This is a genomic window from Novosphingobium sp. 11B (genome assembly GCF_054589055.1).
Genome location: NZ_BAAILP010000211.1, coordinates 32,876 through 51,303, shown reverse-complemented (window position 1 = coordinate 51,303; position 18,428 = coordinate 32,876). Strand labels below are relative to the sequence as shown.

The window sequence follows — 18,428 nt, the reverse complement described above, 5'->3', positions numbered from 1 at the left end:
CGCAGCGAAGCAATCCAAGGCCGCGCAAACCGCCCTGGATTGCTTCGCTGCGCTCGCAATGACGATAGTATTCGGGTGATCCAAGAGCTTTGCCGCCACCGGTCCCGGAACAGGTCCGGGACGTCGAGCGATCAGGCCACGTCCATCGCATATCCCGCCGCGCGCACGGTGCGGATGGGATCGGTCTCGCCGTCGCGGTTGATCGCCTTGCGCAGGCGGCGGATGTGAACGTCCACCGTGCGCTCGTCGATGTCGGAGTCCATGCCCCAGACGCCGTCGAGGATCTGCTGGCGCGAAACCACGCGGTTCGGACGCTCCATGAAGTAACGGAGCAGGCGGAACTCGGTCGGACCCAGATGCAGCGCCTCGCCGCCGCGACGCACGCGGTGGCTGGTGGCGTCGAGTTCGATATCCCCCCACGACAGCACGCTGCCCGCCAGCGACGGCCGCGCGCGGCGCAGCAGCGCCTCGATGCGGGCCATCAGCTCTCGCGGGGAGAACGGCTTGGTGACATAGTCGTCAGCGCCGGTCTTGAGACCGCGGATCATGTCTTCTTCCTCGCCGCGCGCGGTGAGCATGATGATCGGGACCGAGGCGGTTTCCTTGTCCTTGCGCAGCTGGCGGCAGACCTCGATGCCGGGCACCTGCTCGATCATCCAGTCGAGCACGATCGCATCGGGCGTTTGCTCGCGCACCATGACGAGGGCTTCCTCGCCGTCGGGCGTGGAGCGCACATCGTAGCCTTCGGCCGAGAGGTTCCAGGTCAGCAGTTCGCTGAGGGCGACGTCGTCTTCGACGACGAGGATCGAGGCGGCGCTCACGACAGCATTCCCGAGCTGGTATCATCCGTCAAAGAGTCGCGCTCCGTGCAGTATTCGCCGGTCGCGGCGTAGTAGACCATTTCGGCCACGTTGGTGGCATGGTCGCCGATGCGCTCCAGGTTGCGGGCGATGAAGAGAAGCTGCGCGGCGCTGGTGATCGTCGCGGGGTTCTCCATCATGTGCGTCAGCAGCGAGCGGAACAGCGTGTTGTAGAACTGGTCCAGCTTCTGGTCGCGCTTGATGACCTCCACCGCCAGCTGCGCATCGCGCGAGCCGTAGGCGTTGAGGACGTCGCGCACCATGGACTCGGCGATCTCTGCCATGGCCGGGACCAGTGTGACCGGATCGATCTTGGTGCGGCCTTCCAGCGCATTGACGCGCTTGGCGATGTTCTTGGCGTAATCACCGATGCGCTCGATCACGCCCGAGATCTTGAGCGCGGCGATGACGTCGCGCAGATCGTCGGCCATCGGCGCGCGCAGGGCAATGGTGCGCACAGCGAGGCGGTCCACCTCGGCCTCCAGCGCGTCGAGGCGCGCATCGGCGGCGACGACTTGTGCGGCCAGTTCCTCGTCATGATGGACGAGCGCGGTGATGGCGTCGCGGATCGCGACTTCGGCGAGCCCGCCCATTTCGGCGACGAGGCCGCGAAGCTGCCCGATCTCGGAGTCGAAGGCCTTGACGGTATGGTCTACCATGGCTTTTCCCTGTCAGCTCACCAACTCAGCCGTAGCGGCCGGTGATGTAGTCCTTGGTGCGCGTTTCGCGCGGATTGGTGAAGATCTGGTCGGTCTCGCCATATTCCACCATGCTGCCGAGGTGGAAGAAGGCGGTGCGCTGCGACACGCGCGCGGCCTGCTGCATCGAGTGGGTGACGATGACGATGGCGAAGCTTTCCTTCAGCTCGTCGATCAGTTCCTCGATGCGCGCGGTGGCGATCGGGTCGAGCGCGGAGCACGGCTCGTCCATGAGGATGACTTCGGGGCTGACGGCGATGGCGCGCGCGATGCACAGGCGCTGCTGCTGGCCGCCCGAAAGCGCGGTGCCGGCGTCGGTCAGGCGATCCTTGACCTCTTCCCAGAGGCCCGCCTTGGTCAACGCGTTCTCGACGATGCGGTCCATGTCCGACTTCGCGCTGGCGAGGCCGTGGATGCGCGGGCCGTAGGCGATGTTCTCGTAGATCGACTTGGGGAACGGGTTCGGCTTCTGGAACACCATGCCGACGCGGGCGCGCAGGGCGACCGAGTCCATGGTGGACGCATAGATGTCCTCGCCGTCCAGCAGGATCTGGCCGTCGACGCGGGCACCGGCGATCGTGTCGTTCATGCGGTTGAGGGTGCGCAGGAACGTCGACTTGCCGCAGCCCGAGGGGCCGATAAAGGCAGTGACGATCCCGTTGTCGATATCGATCGAGACGTCGTTGATCGCCTTCTTCTGTCCGTAGAAGACGTCGACGTTGCGGGCGGTGATCTTGGCTTCGGTCATGGTTCTACCAGCGGACTTCGAATTTGTTTCGAAGGTAAATGGCGATGCCGTTCATGGCGAGCAGGAAGACCAGCAGCACGATGATGGCGGCGGAAGTGTTCTGGACGAAAGCCTTGTCGATTTCGTCGGACCACAGGAAAATCTGCATCGGCAGCACGCTCGACGGAGCCGTCAGGCTGTCCGGCGGGGTGACGACGAAGGCGCGCATGCCGATCATCAGCAACGGCGCGGTCTCACCCAGCGCGCGGGCCATGCCGATGATGGTGCCGGTCAGGATGCCCGGCAGCGCCAGCGGCAGGACGTGGTGGAACGTCGTCTGCACCTTGCTCGCGCCGATGCCGTAGGCGGCCTCGCGGATCGAGGGCGGGACGGCCTTGATCGCGTTGCGGCCCGAGATGACGATGACCGGCATCGTCATCAGCGCCAGCGTCAGACCGCCGACCAGCGGCGAGGAACGCGGCATCTGGAAGGTGTTGATGAACACCGCCAGGCCCAAGAGGCCGAAGATGATCGAAGGCACGGCGGCGAGGTTGTTGATCGACACCTCGACCCACTCGATCCACTTCTTCTTAGGCGCGAACTCTTCCAGATAGATCGCGGCGAGCACGCCCATCGGGAAGCTGAGCAGCAGCGTCACCATCATGGTGAGCAGCGAGCCCTTGGCCGCGCCCCACACGCCTGCGGTGGTGGCATCGGTCGAGTCCGAGCCGGACAGGAAGTCCCAGTCGAGCCCGGCGACGCCGTTCTTCAGCATGATGACGAGCAGCAGCGCCAGGAACCCGAGGCTCAGGACGATCGCGCCCAGCCCGACGAGCTTGAAGCGCTTCTCGGCGGCGTGGCGCTTCGCGAGGCGGCGGACCGCCTCGGGCGAATTCCAGTCTGACTTACTCATAGGCTTCGCGGAACCGCTTCACGACGCGCAGGGCGACGATGTTGAGGATGAGAGTGACGATGAACAGCACCAGGCCGAGCGCGAAGGCCGACAGCGTCTTGGGGCTGTTGAACTCCTGGTCGCCGGTCAGCATCTGGACGATCTGGTAGGTCACGGTCGTCATCGAGGCGAACGGGTTCGCCGAAAGGTTGGCTGCGGCACCGGCGGCCATGACGACGATCATCGTCTCGCCGATGGCGCGGCTGATCGCCAGCATCACGCCCGCGACGATGCCGGGCAGCGCGGCGGGGAGCAGCACCTTCTTGATCGTCTCCGACCGGGTGGCACCGAGCGCCAGCGAACCGTCGCTCATCGCGCGGGGCACGGCCGCCAGCGCGTCGTCGGCCATCGAGGAGACGAACGGGATGATCATCACACCCATCACCAGACCAGCGGCGAGCGCACTCTCGGTCGAGGGGTTGGCCATGCCCAGCGAAGCAGCGAAGTCGCGGATCAGCGGGGCGACCGTCAGCGCGGCGAAGTAGCCGTAGACAACCGTGGGAATGCCCGCGAGGATTTCGAGGAGCGGCTTCACCCACTTGCGCACGTCGCGCGTGGCGTACTGCGTCAGGTAGATCGCGCTCATCAGGCCGAGCGGGATCGCGACGACCATGGCGATGATCGCGCCGATGTAGATCGTGCCCCAGAACAGCGGCACCGCGCCGAAGTTGTTGTTGATGTTGTCGCCCATGGTGCTCGCGGGCGACCAGTGGGTGCCGGTGAGGAAGGCGATCGGCGACACGTCCTTGAAGAACATGCCCGCCTCGAACACCAGCGAAGCGACGATGCCGAAGGTGGTCAGGATCGCCAGCAGCGAGGCCGCCAGCAGCACGCCCAGCACCAAGCGCTCGACATGGGTACGCGCCTTGAAGTCAGGACGGATGCGCGTGAAGCCAAAGGCGCCGCCCGCAAAGGCGACGATCAGCACGATCACCGCGCCGATCAGGCCGAACTTGACTTGCGTCTGCCGGAACGGCTCGACCAGCGCCTGCGCCTCCGGGTTGAAGGCGACGGCGCCCGGATCGGAGGCGATGGTCTGCGCCTCGGCGACGATGGCGCCGAGCTGGAACGGATCGGTCGGCAACCCGTGTGCGGCGGGCGTGGCGAAGACCGCACCCTCGACGAGGCCCGGCATCACCGCCTGCCACACCAGCCAGGCGACCAGCGCCGGGGCGACGATCCACAGCGCCAGGTGCCAGCCGTGATAGGCGGGCATCGAGTGCATCGACCCCCGGCCGGTATAGAGCAGCCGCGCCCGGCCGCGCGCGGCGAACCAGCCGACAAGGCCGAGGCCGAGGACGGCCAGGAGAACTCCGGTAAGTATCATGACTGGCCCATCGGCCCCTTGTTCATACCGGGCGCTCCATCCACGCCGTCATTGCGAGGCCGCAGGCCGAAGCAACTCAGGGCGGTTTGCACCTGTCCTGGGTTGCCGCGCGGCTGCGCCGCTCGCAATGACGATGCAAGGGATCGAAGCACCGTAGTGGGTTCTTACTTCAGCTCGGACGGATCGAGCGGGGTCATGTTCGCGATGATTTCGGCGCTCTTCTTACGCACGTCCTCGGGCGCGATGACCATGCCCTTCTTCTGCAGGAGGCCGTCGGCGCCCCACGACTTCACCCACTCGGCGACGTAGCCCTGCAGGCTCTTGATCGGGCCGAGGTGCTGCTTCTTGACGTAGATGTAGAGCGGACGCGCGCCGGGGTACGAGTAGTCCGAGATCGTCGCGTAAGTCGGGGTCACGCCCGACATCGGGATGCCCTTCAGGCTGTCCGGGTTCTCTTCGAGGAACGAGTAGCCGAAGATGCCAATGGCCTTGGCGTTCTGCGAGATCTTCTGGACGATCAGGTTGTCGTTCTCGCCGGCGTCCACGTAGGGGCCGTCCTCGCGGATGTCGTGGCAGATCGCCTCGTACTTGTTCTTGTCGCTGTCCTTGAGCGCCTTGGTGGCGGCATCGGTCTTGCAACCGGCCTCGAGGATCAGTTCCTTGAGCGCGTCACGCGTGCCCGAGGTCGAGGGCGGGCCGTAGACGAGGATCGGCTCGGCGGGGAGCGACGGATTGACGTCCTTCCAGGTCTTCGCGGTGTTGGGCTTGCCAAAGGGATTGGCCGCCAGCGCCTTGTAGATGTCGGTCGGGGTCAGCTGGAAGCCGGGACCACTCTTCGATTCGGCGAAGGCGATGCCGTCGATGCCGACCTGGACCTCGACGATCTCCTTGACGCCGTTCTTCTGGCATTCCTCGAACTCGGACTTCTTGATCCGGCGCGAGGCGTCCTCGATGTCGGGGTGCTGGGCGCCGACACCGGCGCAGAACAGTTTCATGCCCGCGCCCGTCCCGGTCGATTCGATGACCGGCGACTTCACGCCCGCCGCCTTGGCGTAACCCTCGGCCACGGCGGTGGCGAAGGGGTATACGGTCGAAGAACCGACGGCGCGCACGAAATCGCGCGAACCGGCCGAGGAACCACCCGAACCACCGCAAGCGCTGAGAGCGGCAAGCGAGACGGCAGCGAAAATGAAGGTCTTGGTCGAACGCATTGGTAAACCCCCTTGGGCTTTGATCTTGAACTGCCCCCTATTGGTCTTTGATGACACTTTTGCGTCAATAACGTGACTAAGGGGGGGTGTCTCGAAAATCCTGCGCGCAGGCCTCAATAATTCCACTGGATCTGGGCGCGCAGGACGTCGCCTTCGGCCTGTCCGGCGCGGCGTTCGTCGGCCTCGGCACGCTTCATGCGGGCATAGGCGAGCGTGAACTCGATCGGCTTCACCGGCGTCCATTCCACGCCCAGCTCGATATCGTTGGTATCGAGACGCGGCGCATTGACCGCACCCTTCCAGCCGCCCTTGTAGCGTTCCCACCGCGCATAGGGGATGACCCGCCCCGCGCCGAAGTCCGGCACGCGGTACATCAGCATTACGTAGCCGCCGCTGGCATTGTGCGATTCGATCGTCTGCGTTCCGGTATCGAACTGCGGACCGCGCCCGAAAGTCCATTCGGCCTGGATGCCGAAGGGCTGCGGATAGAGGATCGCGTGCGCCACCGCGCGGCGTTCGGTGAAGTTCTGCGCCGTCACCCCGCCCGCGCGCACTTCCGGCTTCACCTTGTTGTGCATCAGCGAGCCGCCCACTTCGAGCACCTGCCCGTCCAGCCCGATACCGTCGAGCCGCATCGGCCATGTCGCCATCGCCACCGACATCAGGCTCTCGTTGCGCTCCTGCCGGTTGACGCCCTGCCCGTTGAACACGCCGAAGCCGAAGGCGCCGTAATTGCCGAAAAGCTTCTGCCCGCCCGCTTCCAGTTCGTCCCAGATCGCCTGCACGCGGTCCGGCGTGTAGTAGGCGACGATGCCGAGGTCGCGCTCGCTGGGCACTCCGGCGTTGATCGCGTCGGTGCGGTCGAGCGGCACACGGTTGGAGGAGGACTGCAGGTTCTCCCACCCGAACGGCACCTTGGACTGGCCGAAACGCAGCTTCAGGCGCTGCGCCTTGTCGAGCGCGACGTCCACGTAGGCATCGCGCAGCTGCAGGAAGTTGTCGCGCCGTTCGCCCGAGGACTGGTTGTTGACCGCGCTGGCGAAGTCGGGTTGCAGGTAGAACGAGACGCCGTGGCCGAGGTCGCCCTGCATCACGAGACGGATGCGGCGGAAGAAGAAGTTGCTGTCCGGGCCGATGCTGCCGTCCTGTACCGACCGCAGGCGCGAGCGGCCTGAAGGCGCGTCCTTGTCGCCCGAGATGATCTCGTTGAAGCGCATCTGGGTATAGCCGCGCAGCTTGATGCCGCTCGCGGTCTTGGCAAGCTTCGCCGGGATCGAGCTGGCTGCCGGGGCAGGCATAGGAGCCTCAGCGGGCGTGGCCGGCCCTGCCGCGAGAGCTGGAACCGGCGCCGCGGCCGCATTCGGAAGCGGAGTCGCGGTCTGCGACGCCGCGCCCTTCGCCGCCGCAAGCTGCCCCTCGAGCGAGGTGATACGCTGCGCCATCGCCTCCATCTGCGCGCGCATGGCGGCGAGGTCCGCCTGGGTGACCGAATCGGCGGGCTGCGCCAGGACCGGTGAAACCCAGCCCAGGGCGGCGACGAGCGCCATGGCGGAAACGGGCAATCTTTGCATGGCTGCGGATTGCATCACGATTGGGTTCAGGATTCGCGTCATTTCGATGACGCGAATATGTCCATAGAATGACACTTTGATGACGTCGCGCCGCCCACCCCCAGCCCCTCCCGCAAGCGGGAGGGGAGAGGCAAGCGTACGCCCTCCCGCTTGCGGGAGGGCGTACGCTTGCGAGCGAAGCGAGTTAGCCGGACGGGGTGCGCAACACCGGCCCCCGCTCGATCAGCTCTCCGCGCGCAGCGGCAGCATCAGCGAGGCGGTCGTGCCCACGCCCTGCCGGCTCTCGATGTCGAAGCGGCCACGGTGGCGCTCGACGATGTGCTTGACGATCGACAGGCCCAGCCCGGTTCCGCCCACCGCGCGGCTGCGACTGGTATCGGCGCGGTAGAAGCGCTCGGTCACGCGCGGCAGGTGTTCGGGGCCGATGCCCTCGCCCTCGTCGCGCACGGTGACGAGCACCCAGCCGGTGCTGGCGGCCTCCACGGACACTTCCACGGGGCCTTCGGGCTTCGCATACTTGCGCGCATTGTCGATGAGATTGCGCAGGACCTGCGAAAGCTGGCCGCGATCGCCCGCGATGACCGCTTCGGATTGGTTGGCCCGGACATGGACTTCCATCGTGCCCTTGAATTCGCCCGCCACTTCATGCGCCAGTGCGACGACATCGACGGTGTCAGAAGGCGCCTCGTGCTTCACCGCCTCGATCCGCGAAAGCGACATGAGGTCCGAAATCAGCGCCTGCATCCGCTGCGCCTCATGGCGGATGGTGCCCAGGAAGCGGTTGCGCAACGCCTCGTCGCCGCCCGCCTTGGGGTTCATGAGCGTCTCGCAGTAGCCGATGACGCTGGCGAGCGGGGTACGCAGTTCGTGGCTGGCATTGGCGACGAAATCGGCGTGGGACTTGGCCACGCTGACCCGCTCCGACAAGTCGTAGAGGCTGACCAGCCGCTCGTAGAGGCCGACGACCTTGCAGTCGACCTCCCACACCGACCCGCCGGTGGACAGCCCCTTCACCCGCGCCGAGCCGCCCTCGTCGCTGAGAATCGCGGCGACCGCGCGCGGCTCGCGAATGGCGATGCGCACGTCCTGCCCGACGATATGGGCGCCCAGCAGTGCCTTTGCCGCGCTGTTGGCGAAGCGCACCTGCCCCCGCACGATCATCATCGCGGGGGTCTGGAGGTGTTCGAGGAGGTGGACGCCCTCGATGCTCATGCCTGTAATGCTCCTGAGGTCGCGGTGGGTGTGCACCGAAGATTCAAATCCGCGCGTGACATGGTTCCAAGACACTATTGTTGCAACATTCGTATTCACCAACGCCGGAAATGACATTTCCGTGTCCATTCGCCCCTCGGCGAGTTTGGAAAACGTGCTTGCATGCCTTCAGCGCCCTAGCGCTCGGCGGCGGCCTTTGTTATGGCGCAACCGCATGGCGGTCCGCCCACAAGTGGACATGACGCCGTGCAGCCTTGAGAACAATCATCAACGGCTGCGAGGAGGAGCGCGGTCGTCCGGTGGAAAGGGTACCGTGACGCAATTCACTTCCGATCGCCTGCTCCTCTTCGGCGCCACGGGCGATCTTTCACGCAGGATGCTCCTCCCCTCGCTTTGCGCGCTCGACGCGGAAGGCCTGCTGGGTCCTGACATCGAAATCATCGGCACCGCCCGGTCGGACATGGACGACCAGGGCTTCCGCAACTTCGCGCGCGAATCGCTGGAGCAGTTCCTGCCCGCCGGTCGCCGAGGCAGCCTGGCGCAGTTCCTCAACCGGCTGAGCTACCAGCCGCTCGACGCCAACGACATCGACAGCTTCCATGCGCTGGCCGAGAAGGTGGGCACCCCGAAGCAGGGCCTGTCGATCTTCCTGTCCACCGCGCCCAGCCTGTTCGAACCGACCATCCACGGTCTGGAGAAGAGCGGCCTTGCCAGCGGCAACGTGCGCATCGGGCTCGAAAAGCCGCTCGGGGTGGACCTCGCATCGAGCAAGGTCATCAATGACGCGGTGGCCAGCGCCTTCCCCGAGGACCGGATCTTCCGGATCGACCACTATCTCGGCAAGGAGACAGTGCAGAACATCCTGGCGCTGCGTTTCGCCAACCTGATGTTCGAGCCACTGTGGAACGCCGCGCACATCGACCACGTGCAGATCACCGTGGCCGAGACCGTGGGCCTCGAATCGCGCGTCGCCTACTACGACGACAGCGGCGCCTTGCGCGACATGGTGCAGAACCACATGCTCCAGTTGCTCGCGCTCGTGGCGATGGAGCCGCCGGTTTCGTACAATGCCACCTCGATCCGCAACGAGAAGGTCAAGGTTCTCCACTCGCTGCGCAAGGTGAAGCCCGAGGAAACCGTCACCGGCCAGTACCGCGCAGGCGCGATCACCGGCAAGGCCGTGCCCGGCTATGATGAAGAACTCGGCAAGGATTCGAACACCGAAACCTTCGTCGCGATCAAGGGCTTCATCGACAACTGGCGCTGGCAGGGCGTGCCCTTCTACATGCGCACCGGCAAGCGCCTGCCCAAGCGCACGACCGAGATCGTCGTGCAGTTCCGCGACGTGCCGCACTCGATCTTCCACGGTCGCGGCGCGAAGACGGTGCCCAACCGCCTCGTCATCGGCATCCAGCCGGAAGAGAACATCACCCTCTCGCTCATGGCCAAGGTGCCGGGGCTGGACCGCGACGGCTACGGCCTGCGCTCGGTGCCGCTGGCGATCACCCGCCCCGACGCCTTCGCCGACCACCAGCGCCGCATCGCCTACGAACGCCTGCTGCTCGACCTCATCGAAGGCGACCAGACCCTGTTCGTGCGCCGCGACGAAGTGGAAGCCCAATGGGAATGGATCGACGCGATCCGCTCCGGCTGGGAGGAACAGGCGCAGGAGCCCAAGACTTACACTGCAGGAAGCTGGGGGCCGTCCGCCGCGATCGCCCTCGCCGAACGTGACGGAGTAACCTGGCACGAGTGACCTCGTGCCAGCACCGAAGTTTGCTTGAGCAGGCCCATACGGGCCGGAATATAGCGATTGACACCGGTTACCGTCCCGCGCACATGCGGGGCGGGAAGAAGCCGGATGTCGCGAAAGACCAGGAGTAGACCATGACCAACCTCCACCCGGTGGTCGCGCGCGTCACCGACCGTATCATCGAACGGTCGAAGGACAGCCGCGCGCGCTATCTCGACATGATCGCCCGCGAGACGGACCGCCATTCCGACCGCAGCTTCCTCTCGTGCTCCAACCTCGCGCACGGCTTCGCCGCCTCGGGCGAGGACAAGGCGACGATCGCCGGGAACAAGGCGGTCAACCTCGGCATCGTCACCGCCTACAACGACATGCTCTCGGCGCATCAGCCCTACGGCCGCTACCCCGAGCAGATGAAGCTGTTCGCGCGTGAAGTGGGCGCCACGGCCCAGGTCGCGGGCGGCGTGCCCGCCATGTGCGACGGCGTAACGCAGGGCTTCGACGGCATGGAGCTGTCGCTGTTCAGCCGCGACGTCATCGCGCTGTCCACCGGCGTCGCCCTGTCCCACGCGATGTTCGACGGCATGGCGCTGCTGGGCATCTGCGACAAGATCGTCCCCGGCCTCGTCATCGGCGCGCTGCGCTTCGGCCACCTGCCCGCGATCTTCGTGCCGTCCGGCCCGATGCCCACCGGCATCTCCAACAAGGAGAAGCAGAAGGTCCGCCAGCTCTACGCCGAAGGCAAGGTCGGCCGCGAGGAACTGCTCGCCAGCGAAAGCGCCAGCTATCACTCGCCGGGCACCTGCACCTTCTACGGCACCGCCAACTCCAACCAGATGATGATGGAGATGATGGGGCTGCACATGCCGAACGCCGCGTTCGTGCCGCCGAACACCCCTCTGCGCACTGCGCTGACCCGCTCGGCCACGCACCGTCTGGCGGCGATGACCCGCAAGGGCGAGGACTATCGCCCGATGGCCAAGGTCGTGGACGAAAAGGCGATCGTCAACGCCATCGCCGGTCTGCTCGCCACCGGCGGCTCGACCAATCACGCGATCCACCTGCCCGCCATGGCGCGCGCGGGCGGCATCCTGATCGACTGGCAGGACTTCGACGAGCTTTCGGGCGTGGTCCCGCTCATCACCCGCGCCTATCCCAACGGCTCGGGCGACGTGAACCACTTCCACGCGGCGGGCGGCATGGCCTGGGTGATCCGCGAGCTGCTCGACAGCGGCCTCGCTCACCGGGACATCCTGACCGTGGCCGAAGGCGGCATGAGCGCTTACGCGGACGAGCCGGTGATGGTCGATGGCGAACTCGGCTGGACCCCCGCCCCGGCGGTCAGCGGCGACGACACGATGCTGCGCCCGGTCTCCAACCCGTTCCTGCCCGATGGCGGCATGCGTCTGGTGGACGGCAACCTGGGCCGCGGCACCTTCAAGACCAGCGCGGTCGATGCCGAACGCTGGACGATCGAGGCGCCAGCCCGCGTGTTCGACGATCAGGAAGGCGTCGCCAAGGCATTCAAGGCCGGTGAGCTGGACAAGGACGTGATCGTCGTCGTCCGCTTCCAGGGCCCGCGCGCCAACGGCATGCCCGAGCTGCACAAGCTGACCCCGCCGCTGGGCGTCCTGCAGGATCGCGGCCACAAGGTCGCGCTCGTGACGGACGGGCGCATGTCGGGCGCTTCGGGCAAGGTGCCCGCCGCCATCCACGTCACCCCGGAAGCCTTCGCAGGCGGCCCGCTGGCGTACCTGCGCGATGGCGATATCGTGCGTCTCTCGGCAGAGGACGGCACGATCTCCACCACCGCCGACCTCTCGGGCCGCGAACCCGCGCCGACCCCGCCGCCCGCGATGGGCACCGGCCGCGAACTCTTCGCGATGTTCCGCATCAACGCGTCGAGCGCCGAACACGGCGGTTCGTCGATGCTGGAGGTTGCCGGGCTGTGACGACGGAAATCGTAGCCGTCGACATCGGCGGCACTCACGCCCGCTTCGCCATCGCCACTATCGGCGATGACGGCCGGATCACGCTTGGCGAACCCGCCACCCTGCACACCAAGGACCACGGCAGCTTCCAGCTGGCGTGGGAGGCGTTCCGCGCCATGAACGGCGGCACCCTACCCAATGCCGTCGCCATGTCGGTGGCAGGCCCGGTCGGCAACGAGGTCATCAAGTTCACCAACAACCCCTGGATCCTGCGCCCCGCGAAGATCCAGGAGATGCTTGGCCCCACGCGCCAGACCATCATCAACGACTTCGCGGCCGTCGCCCACGCCGTCGCCTGCGCGGACGAGAGCGACTTCCTCTATCTGACCGGCCCGGACGAGGCACTGCCCGCATCGGGCACGCTCAGCATCCTCGGCCCCGGCACCGGCCTTGGCGTGGCGCACCTCTACCGCGATGGCCGTCCTAAATCAGAGGGGGGCGGCTACCACGTCCAGGCGACCGAGGGCGGCCACACCGACTACGCCCCGCTCGACCAGATCGAGGACGCGATCCTCGCCCGCCTGCGCAAGCGCCACACCCGCGTCTCGGTGGAGCGCGTCGTCTCCGGCCCGGCCATCGTCGATATCTACGCGACCCTCGCCGCGATGGAGCACAAGGCCATCCACGAACTGACCGACGTGCAGATCTGGACCGCCGCCGCGGAAGGCACGGACAGCCTTGCCGTCGCCGCCGTGGACCGTTTCTGCCTCGCGCTCGGCGCGGCGGCGGGCGACTGCGCGCTGGCCCAGGGCGCGAGCGGCGTCGTCATCGCCGGTGGCCTTGGCTACCGCATCCGCGAAACCATCAAGACCTCGGGCTTTGCCGAGCGGTTCCGCGCCAAGGGCCGCTTCGCCGGCCTGATGGCCACCCTGCCCGTCAAGCTCATCACTCATCCGCAGCCCGGCCTGTTTGGCGCAGCGGCCGCCTTCGCAAGGGAGCACCTCCAGTAATGACTACCGTATCCGAAGCCGTCGAAAAGGTCATGCGCCTCGCCCCGGTGATCCCGGTTCTGGTCATCGAGGACATCGAGCACGCCCTGCCGATCGCCGAGGCGCTCGTCGCCGGCGGCCTGCCCGCGCTGGAGGTGACGCTGCGCACCGAATGCGCGATCGAGGCGATCAAGGTGATGAAGCAGGTCCCCGGCGCCGTCGTCGGCGCGGGCACGGTGCTGACGCCGGACGACCTCAAGCGTTCGATCGACGCGGGCGCCGAGTTCATCGTCTCGCCCGGCCTGACGCCGAACCTCGCCGAAGCCGCCTACAAGTCGAAGATCCCCTTCCTTCCCGGCACCGCCAACGCCAGCGACGTGATGTTCGCGCTGGAATGCGGGTTCGACCGCCTGAAGTTCTTCCCGGCGATGGCAGCCGGCGGCCCGCCCGCGCTGAAGGCGATCTCCGCCCCGCTGATGGCCGCGAAGTTCTGCCCAACCGGCGGCGTCACCCCGCAGAATGCGCCGGAATGGCTGGCGCTGGACGCGGTGATCTGCGTCGGCGGCAGTTGGATGGTCCCCAAGGGCAAGCCGGACGTAGCCAAGATCGAAGCCGAAGCGCGCCTCGCAGCGGGGCTGGTTCGCTGATGGCGGCCGGGGGCACGGGCGCATTGGCGCTGGGCACCGTCGATGCTCTCGACGCCCGCCTCAAGGAGCTGCACAAGCTCACGGCGGTGACGCCGCTGTTCAACCCCGTGTTCCAGCTCGGCCTGGAACTGTCGCGGGCGCTGGAGAACGGCGAGATGTCCCTTGACGACATCGAGGCGCTCGTCTCCGAGATGGACTGCGAGGGCCTGCGTGCCCGCGCCTCCCGGCTCGACCGCATTCTCGGCACCATGCCCATCGCGGAGAACGACAAGGCGCTCGACGCCCTTGCCGCCAAGACCGCCGATGACGACGACTTCACCGCCTTCGCCGTGCGCTGGCAGCGCCCGGCAGCGCACGTCGTCTTCACCGCGCACCCGACCTTCCTGCTGACCGCCGCGCAAACCGAAGCCGTCACCACGTCCGCCTCCAACGGCGATTTCAGCGTGGCCTCGGTCTGCGTCGCCTCGCCTGCGCGCGACACGATCACGCTCGATTCCGAGCATGAAGCCGCCATGACGGCGATGGCACGCGGCCAGAAGGCGCGTGATCGCATCAACGCCCGGCTGTTCGACCTTGCCGCCGCCCGCTGGCCGAAGCGCTGGAAGGGCCTGAACCCGATGCCGGTGCGCTTCGCCCACTGGGTCGGCTACGACATGGACGGCCGCACCGACATCTCGTGGTCCACCTCGATCCGCTACCGGCTCGAGGAAAAGGCCCAGCGTCTGGCCGGTTACGCCGAAGCGCTGGAGCAGGCCGCACCGGACATCGCCGCACAGCTCTCCCGCGCCCACGCCCACACCGCAGAGGCCGTCGCCGCGTTCAAGCAGGATCTCACCGATCCCGAGGCGCTGTCTGCCGCCGCCAACGGCCTCACCGCCGAGCACGCCGACAAGATCATCAGCCTCGAAGGCGTGATCACCCGGCTTGAGGACGAAGCCCGCCACGCCGATCAGGAGCAGGCCCGCACCCTCCTCGTCACCGCTGCCGCGATGCGCGCCGACGGCCTCGGCATGGGCGGCATCCACTTCCGCGTGAACGCCTCGCAGCTGCAGAACGCGATCCGCCGCCGCATCGATCCGGACGGCAAGCTCAGCCTTGCCAGTCAGGCCGCGCTGGTCCGCATGCGCGAGCTGCTGGCCGAAGTGAAGCCGCTCAAGTCCAACTTCGCCGCGCTCGCGATCGAGAACAGCACCGCCGTGCGCCAGTTCCTCGCGATGGCGCAGATCCTCGGCCACATCGACGCCGACGCGCCGATCCGCATGCTGGTGGCCGAGTGCGAGGAGCCGACCACCGTGCTCGCCGCGCTCTACTTCGCGCGCATGTTCGGGATCGACGACAAGGTCGATGTCTCGCCCCTATTCGAGACCGAGACCGCGCTGGAACACGGCGGCCGCTTCCTCGACGCCGTTCTCGCCGAGCCTGCCTACCGCGACTACGCAAGGCGGCGCGGCCGAGTTTCGATCCAGACCGGCTTCTCCGACGCGGGCCGCTTCGTCGGTCAGGTGCCTGCCGCGCTCGCCATCGAACGCCTGCAGGGCCGACTGTCGGAAGCCATGGCCGCCAACGGCCTGTCCGACGTCTGCGCGCTGATCTTCAACACCGGCGGCGAATCGATGGGCCGGGGCTGCCACCCCTCCAGCATCGACGACCGGTTCGACTGGCAGCTCTCGCCCTGGGCGCGCCGCCGCTTCCTGCGCGCAGGGATCAGGCTGGAGCCCGAAGTCAGCTTCCAGGGCGGCGACGGCTACCTCTGGTTCGGCTCGGACGAACTGGCGCTGGCCACCCTCACCCGCATGGCCGAGCGCCCGCTGTGGGATGCCGACGTCAACGTGCCGACGGACCTGTTCTACCGCCGCACCGACCTCAGCCTCGACTTCTACCGCGCGATCCGTTCGGTCCAGCACGAGCATCTGGAAAGCTCGACCTACAGCCGCGCGATCACCGCGTTCGGGCTCGGGCTGCTGAACGACACCGGCAGCCGCAAGTCGCGCCGCCAGTCGGACCTTGCCTCCGACCGGTCGATGAACCTGCGCCAGATCCGCGCGATCCCGCATAACGCGATCCTGCAGCAGCTGGGCTATCCGGTGAACGTGATCGCCGGGATCGGCACCGCAGCGGACGGCAACCGCGAGGAAATCGCCGGGCTCCTGCGCGAATCCGCACGCGGCCGCCAGATCGTGCGCCTTGCCCGCGCCGCCAATGCGCTGGCCTCGATCAAGACCGTCTCGGCTTATGGCGAGCTGTTCAACTCGGCCTACTGGGCCAGCCGCCCCTATCGCGGCGGTGAGGAGAACATCGCCGACGCCTGCCTCAAGCTGGCCGAGTACCTGACCAAGGACGACCGTGCCGGCGTCTACCGTCGCCTTGCCTCGCGCCTGCGGGTCGATGCGCTGAAGCTGCACCGCCTGCTCGATCTCGTCCCGGACGAGGCTCCGCAGGCCGACCGCGAGCATACGCGCCGTTCGCTCGGCGTGCTCCATGCGCTGCGCATCGCGCTGTTCCAGCACATGTTCCTGCGCTCGGTGATGACCCCGCAGTTCAGCCGCGCCAACGACATCAGCCGCGACGACGTGCTGGAGATGTTCTTCACCCTGCGCGTCGAGGACGGCCTGGCCCAGCTGCGCCGCGCCTTCCCGGTGCATTTCCCCTCGATCAGCGACTTCGCGGTGGACGCCCCCAGCGACTACCCGGATTCCAGCGCGACGGGCTATGCGCAGATCCACAAGGACTTCATCGACCCGATCGCGCGGTCCTATGCGTTGTCGTTGCGGATCACCACCGCGCTGGCGAACGAGTTCGGCGCGCACGGGTGATGGGGATTTGAGGGCGTGGTTCCCGAGCCGGAACCACGCCCTCCCACACCTGTAACGCCCCCGTCACCCTGAACTCGTTTCAGGGTCCATCGAGCAATTGGTGCCGGAGCGTCGCTGCTTACGCCGCGCTGTCGGTTTGCTGATCCAGCTACCGCACTATCGGCGAAATGGACCCTGAAACGAGTTCAGGGTGACGGGAAATGGGTGAAAGATCGCGGATCCGGGCTAGCCCCGCGTCCTCGCGGCTTTCAGTTCCGCCATCAGAACCGCGACCATCTCGGCTGCAGGCATTGTCCGCGCCAGCGGTGCGCCCTGCCCGGCCCACTGCGCTCCGAACCCGTACTCGCCCTTCGCCTTGGCCGCAGCATTCAGCGCCTTCCCGGCGTGATAGGTGATCGGATAGTCCGGCACCTGCCGCCCGCCCACCTCTGCTGCGAGCGCCGTGAACCGGTTCGCCAGCGCCCGCGCGGGGCGCCCCGACACCAGCGGCGTCAGTGTCGTGTGCCACGCACCCGGCCCCTTGAGCGCTGCACGATAGCCCTCGTCCGCCGCCGATTCCGGGCAGTCGATGAAGGCGGTCCCGAGTTGCGCCGCCACCGCGCCGAGATCGAGCGCGGCGGCGATCCCGGCGCCGTCCATGATGCCGCCCGCGGCAATCACCGGCAGTCGGGTTTCGCGCACCAGCAGCCGCGTCAGCGCCATAGTGCCGAGCCCGGGATCGGGCGCTCCGGGATCGAACATACCGCGATGACCGCCCGCCTCGATTCCTTGCGCGACCACGGCGTCAATCCCGGCTGCCGCGATGGCGCGCGCCTCATCGATGTTCGTCGCCGTCGCCAGCATCACGATGCCCCGCTCGCGCAAGGCGGCGATGGCATCGGCGGCGGGCAGGCCGAAATGAAAGCTCACCACCGGCGGCCGGGTCTCCAGCAACATCGCCAGCATCGCAGGATCATCCGCGAAACTCGTATAAGGCGATTGCAGAGTTTGTGGCCGCTCGGCCCCGAACTCGGCGAAGAGCGGGCGCAGCCAGTCCAGCCACGCCGCCTCGCATGCGGCGTCGGCAACTGGCGTGCGATGGACGAACAGGTTCACGTTGAAGGGGCGATCCGTACGCTCGCGCAGTTCCCCGATCATGGCCCGCGCGCCGCCAGCATCCGTCGCGCCGACGCCGATCGAGCCGAGCGCCCCGGCATTCGAGACTTCCGCCGCCAGCAGCGGAGTGCTGGTCCCGGCCATCGGTGCCTGAATGAGGGGCAGGCTCACGCCGAGCCTTTCGAGAAAAGACATAACCCGCTCCGTCAATTGACCTGATGGCCTTCTAAGCGCCTACCGTGAAAACACAAAGATGCTGCTTCGGCAGCTTCTTTTGCCGGGGCATGGACTTCCGCAAGTGGCTTTCCTATGTTTCCCGTACACGCAATAAATGAACAACGGGGGATCGATGATTCCTGCATTTTCAGACTTCGGAACACTCGCTCGCCTGCTCGCGCCGATTGTCGGTGAGGCCAAGGCGCGAGAGGCTCTGGAGACGCTTCAGATCGCACCGGAACTGGCCGGATCGGCCGAGCGCGCCAGCCGCGCGCAAGTGGCCATGGCGCTCAACGCCGCGCTTTTCCTCGACCTTTTGGAGCGAGTACCGACCGCCGCCCGCTATATCGAGCGGATGCGCGCCGCCGGTGAACCGATCGTCTTCGACCACGGCGCCCTGCGCACGATCGACGGCGCGACCGGCGCGCT

14 protein-coding genes and 1 pseudogene are annotated in these 18,428 nt (G+C 67.0%); 6 read left to right on the top strand and 9 right to left on the bottom strand.

The genetic code is table 11. From position 1 onward, the window contains the following. Positions 1-131: 131 nt before the first annotated feature. The 8 genes from phoB to ACYPYD_RS19440 all read right to left on the bottom strand — a co-directional run bounded on the left by phoB (position 132) and on the right by ACYPYD_RS19440 (position 8,558). Positions 132-821 carry a phosphate regulon transcriptional regulator PhoB gene (gene phoB / locus ACYPYD_RS19475; RefSeq protein WP_008828293.1) on the bottom strand — a complete coding sequence of 230 codons (690 nt, stop codon included), beginning with the start codon at positions 819-821 and terminating at the stop codon, positions 132-134. Continuing rightward, complete coding sequence (gene phoU, locus ACYPYD_RS19470; protein WP_271184563.1) at positions 818-1,519, bottom strand: phosphate signaling complex protein PhoU; 702 nt, start codon at positions 1,517-1,519, stop codon at positions 818-820. The genes phoB and phoU overlap by 4 nt, the downstream gene beginning before the upstream one ends. A gap of 25 nt (positions 1,520-1,544) precedes the next feature. Further along, a complete protein-coding gene (gene pstB, locus ACYPYD_RS19465) occupies positions 1,545-2,306 on the bottom strand; it encodes a phosphate ABC transporter ATP-binding protein PstB (protein WP_008828291.1) in 762 nt (253 codons plus the stop codon). A 4-nt stretch (positions 2,307-2,310) separates the two neighbouring features. Further along, a complete protein-coding gene (gene pstA / locus ACYPYD_RS19460; RefSeq protein ID WP_036526297.1) occupies positions 2,311-3,198 on the bottom strand; it encodes a phosphate ABC transporter permease PstA in 888 nt (295 codons plus the stop codon). After that, on the bottom strand, positions 3,191-4,564 hold the full coding sequence (gene pstC / locus ACYPYD_RS19455) for a phosphate ABC transporter permease subunit PstC (protein ID WP_459664957.1): 1,374 nt from the start codon (positions 4,562-4,564) through the stop codon (positions 3,191-3,193). The genes pstA and pstC overlap by 8 nt, the downstream gene beginning before the upstream one ends. Before the next feature lie 164 nt (positions 4,565-4,728). Then, the gene (locus tag ACYPYD_RS19450; protein ID WP_459664956.1) at positions 4,729-5,775 is read right to left on the bottom strand and encodes a substrate-binding domain-containing protein; all 1,047 of its coding nucleotides are present in this window, start codon (positions 5,773-5,775) and stop codon (positions 4,729-4,731) included. Positions 5,776-5,888: 113 nt separating this feature from the next. Further along, positions 5,889-7,346, bottom strand: coding sequence for a porin (locus ACYPYD_RS19445; RefSeq protein ID WP_459664954.1), 1,458 nt, complete (start codon positions 7,344-7,346; stop codon positions 5,889-5,891). A gap of 222 nt (positions 7,347-7,568) precedes the next feature. Further along, positions 7,569-8,558, bottom strand: a complete 990-nt coding sequence (locus ACYPYD_RS19440; protein ID WP_459664951.1) for a sensor histidine kinase — start codon at positions 8,556-8,558, stop codon at positions 7,569-7,571. A gap of 313 nt (positions 8,559-8,871) precedes the next feature. Between ACYPYD_RS19440 and zwf the strand changes: the two genes are divergently transcribed. From zwf to ACYPYD_RS19415, 5 genes are all read left to right on the top strand, one after another. After that, positions 8,872-10,314 carry a glucose-6-phosphate dehydrogenase gene (gene zwf, locus ACYPYD_RS19435; RefSeq protein ID WP_008828285.1) on the top strand — a complete coding sequence of 481 codons (1,443 nt, stop codon included), beginning with the start codon at positions 8,872-8,874 and terminating at the stop codon, positions 10,312-10,314. A 131-nt stretch (positions 10,315-10,445) separates the two neighbouring features. Continuing rightward, positions 10,446-12,260 carry a phosphogluconate dehydratase gene (edd, locus tag ACYPYD_RS19430; RefSeq protein ID WP_459664949.1) on the top strand — a complete coding sequence of 605 codons (1,815 nt, stop codon included), beginning with the start codon at positions 10,446-10,448 and terminating at the stop codon, positions 12,258-12,260. Next, positions 12,257-13,249, top strand: a complete 993-nt coding sequence (locus ACYPYD_RS19425) for a glucokinase (RefSeq protein ID WP_459664947.1) — start codon at positions 12,257-12,259, stop codon at positions 13,247-13,249. The genes edd and ACYPYD_RS19425 overlap by 4 nt, the downstream gene beginning before the upstream one ends. Beyond that, positions 13,249-13,875, top strand: a complete 627-nt coding sequence (gene eda, locus ACYPYD_RS19420; RefSeq protein ID WP_459664946.1) for a bifunctional 4-hydroxy-2-oxoglutarate aldolase/2-dehydro-3-deoxy-phosphogluconate aldolase — start codon at positions 13,249-13,251, stop codon at positions 13,873-13,875. Before ACYPYD_RS19425 ends, eda begins: the two co-directional genes overlap by 1 nt. Then, positions 13,875-16,688, top strand: coding sequence for a phosphoenolpyruvate carboxylase (locus ACYPYD_RS19415; protein ID WP_459664945.1), 2,814 nt, complete (start codon positions 13,875-13,877; stop codon positions 16,686-16,688). The genes eda and ACYPYD_RS19415 overlap by 1 nt, the downstream gene beginning before the upstream one ends. Positions 16,689-16,913: 225 nt before the next feature. Here the strand turns inward: ACYPYD_RS19415 and ACYPYD_RS19410 are convergent, their stop codons facing one another. Further along, on the bottom strand, positions 16,914-17,978 hold the full coding sequence (locus ACYPYD_RS19410) for an NAD(P)H-dependent flavin oxidoreductase (RefSeq protein WP_459664944.1): 1,065 nt from the start codon (positions 17,976-17,978) through the stop codon (positions 16,914-16,916). A 154-nt stretch (positions 17,979-18,132) separates the two neighbouring features. On the opposite strand from ACYPYD_RS19410, the pseudogene ACYPYD_RS19405 reads away from it, so the two are divergent. After that, a pseudogene (locus ACYPYD_RS19405) lies at positions 18,133-18,428 on the top strand (DUF1338 domain-containing protein); the annotation flags it as partial.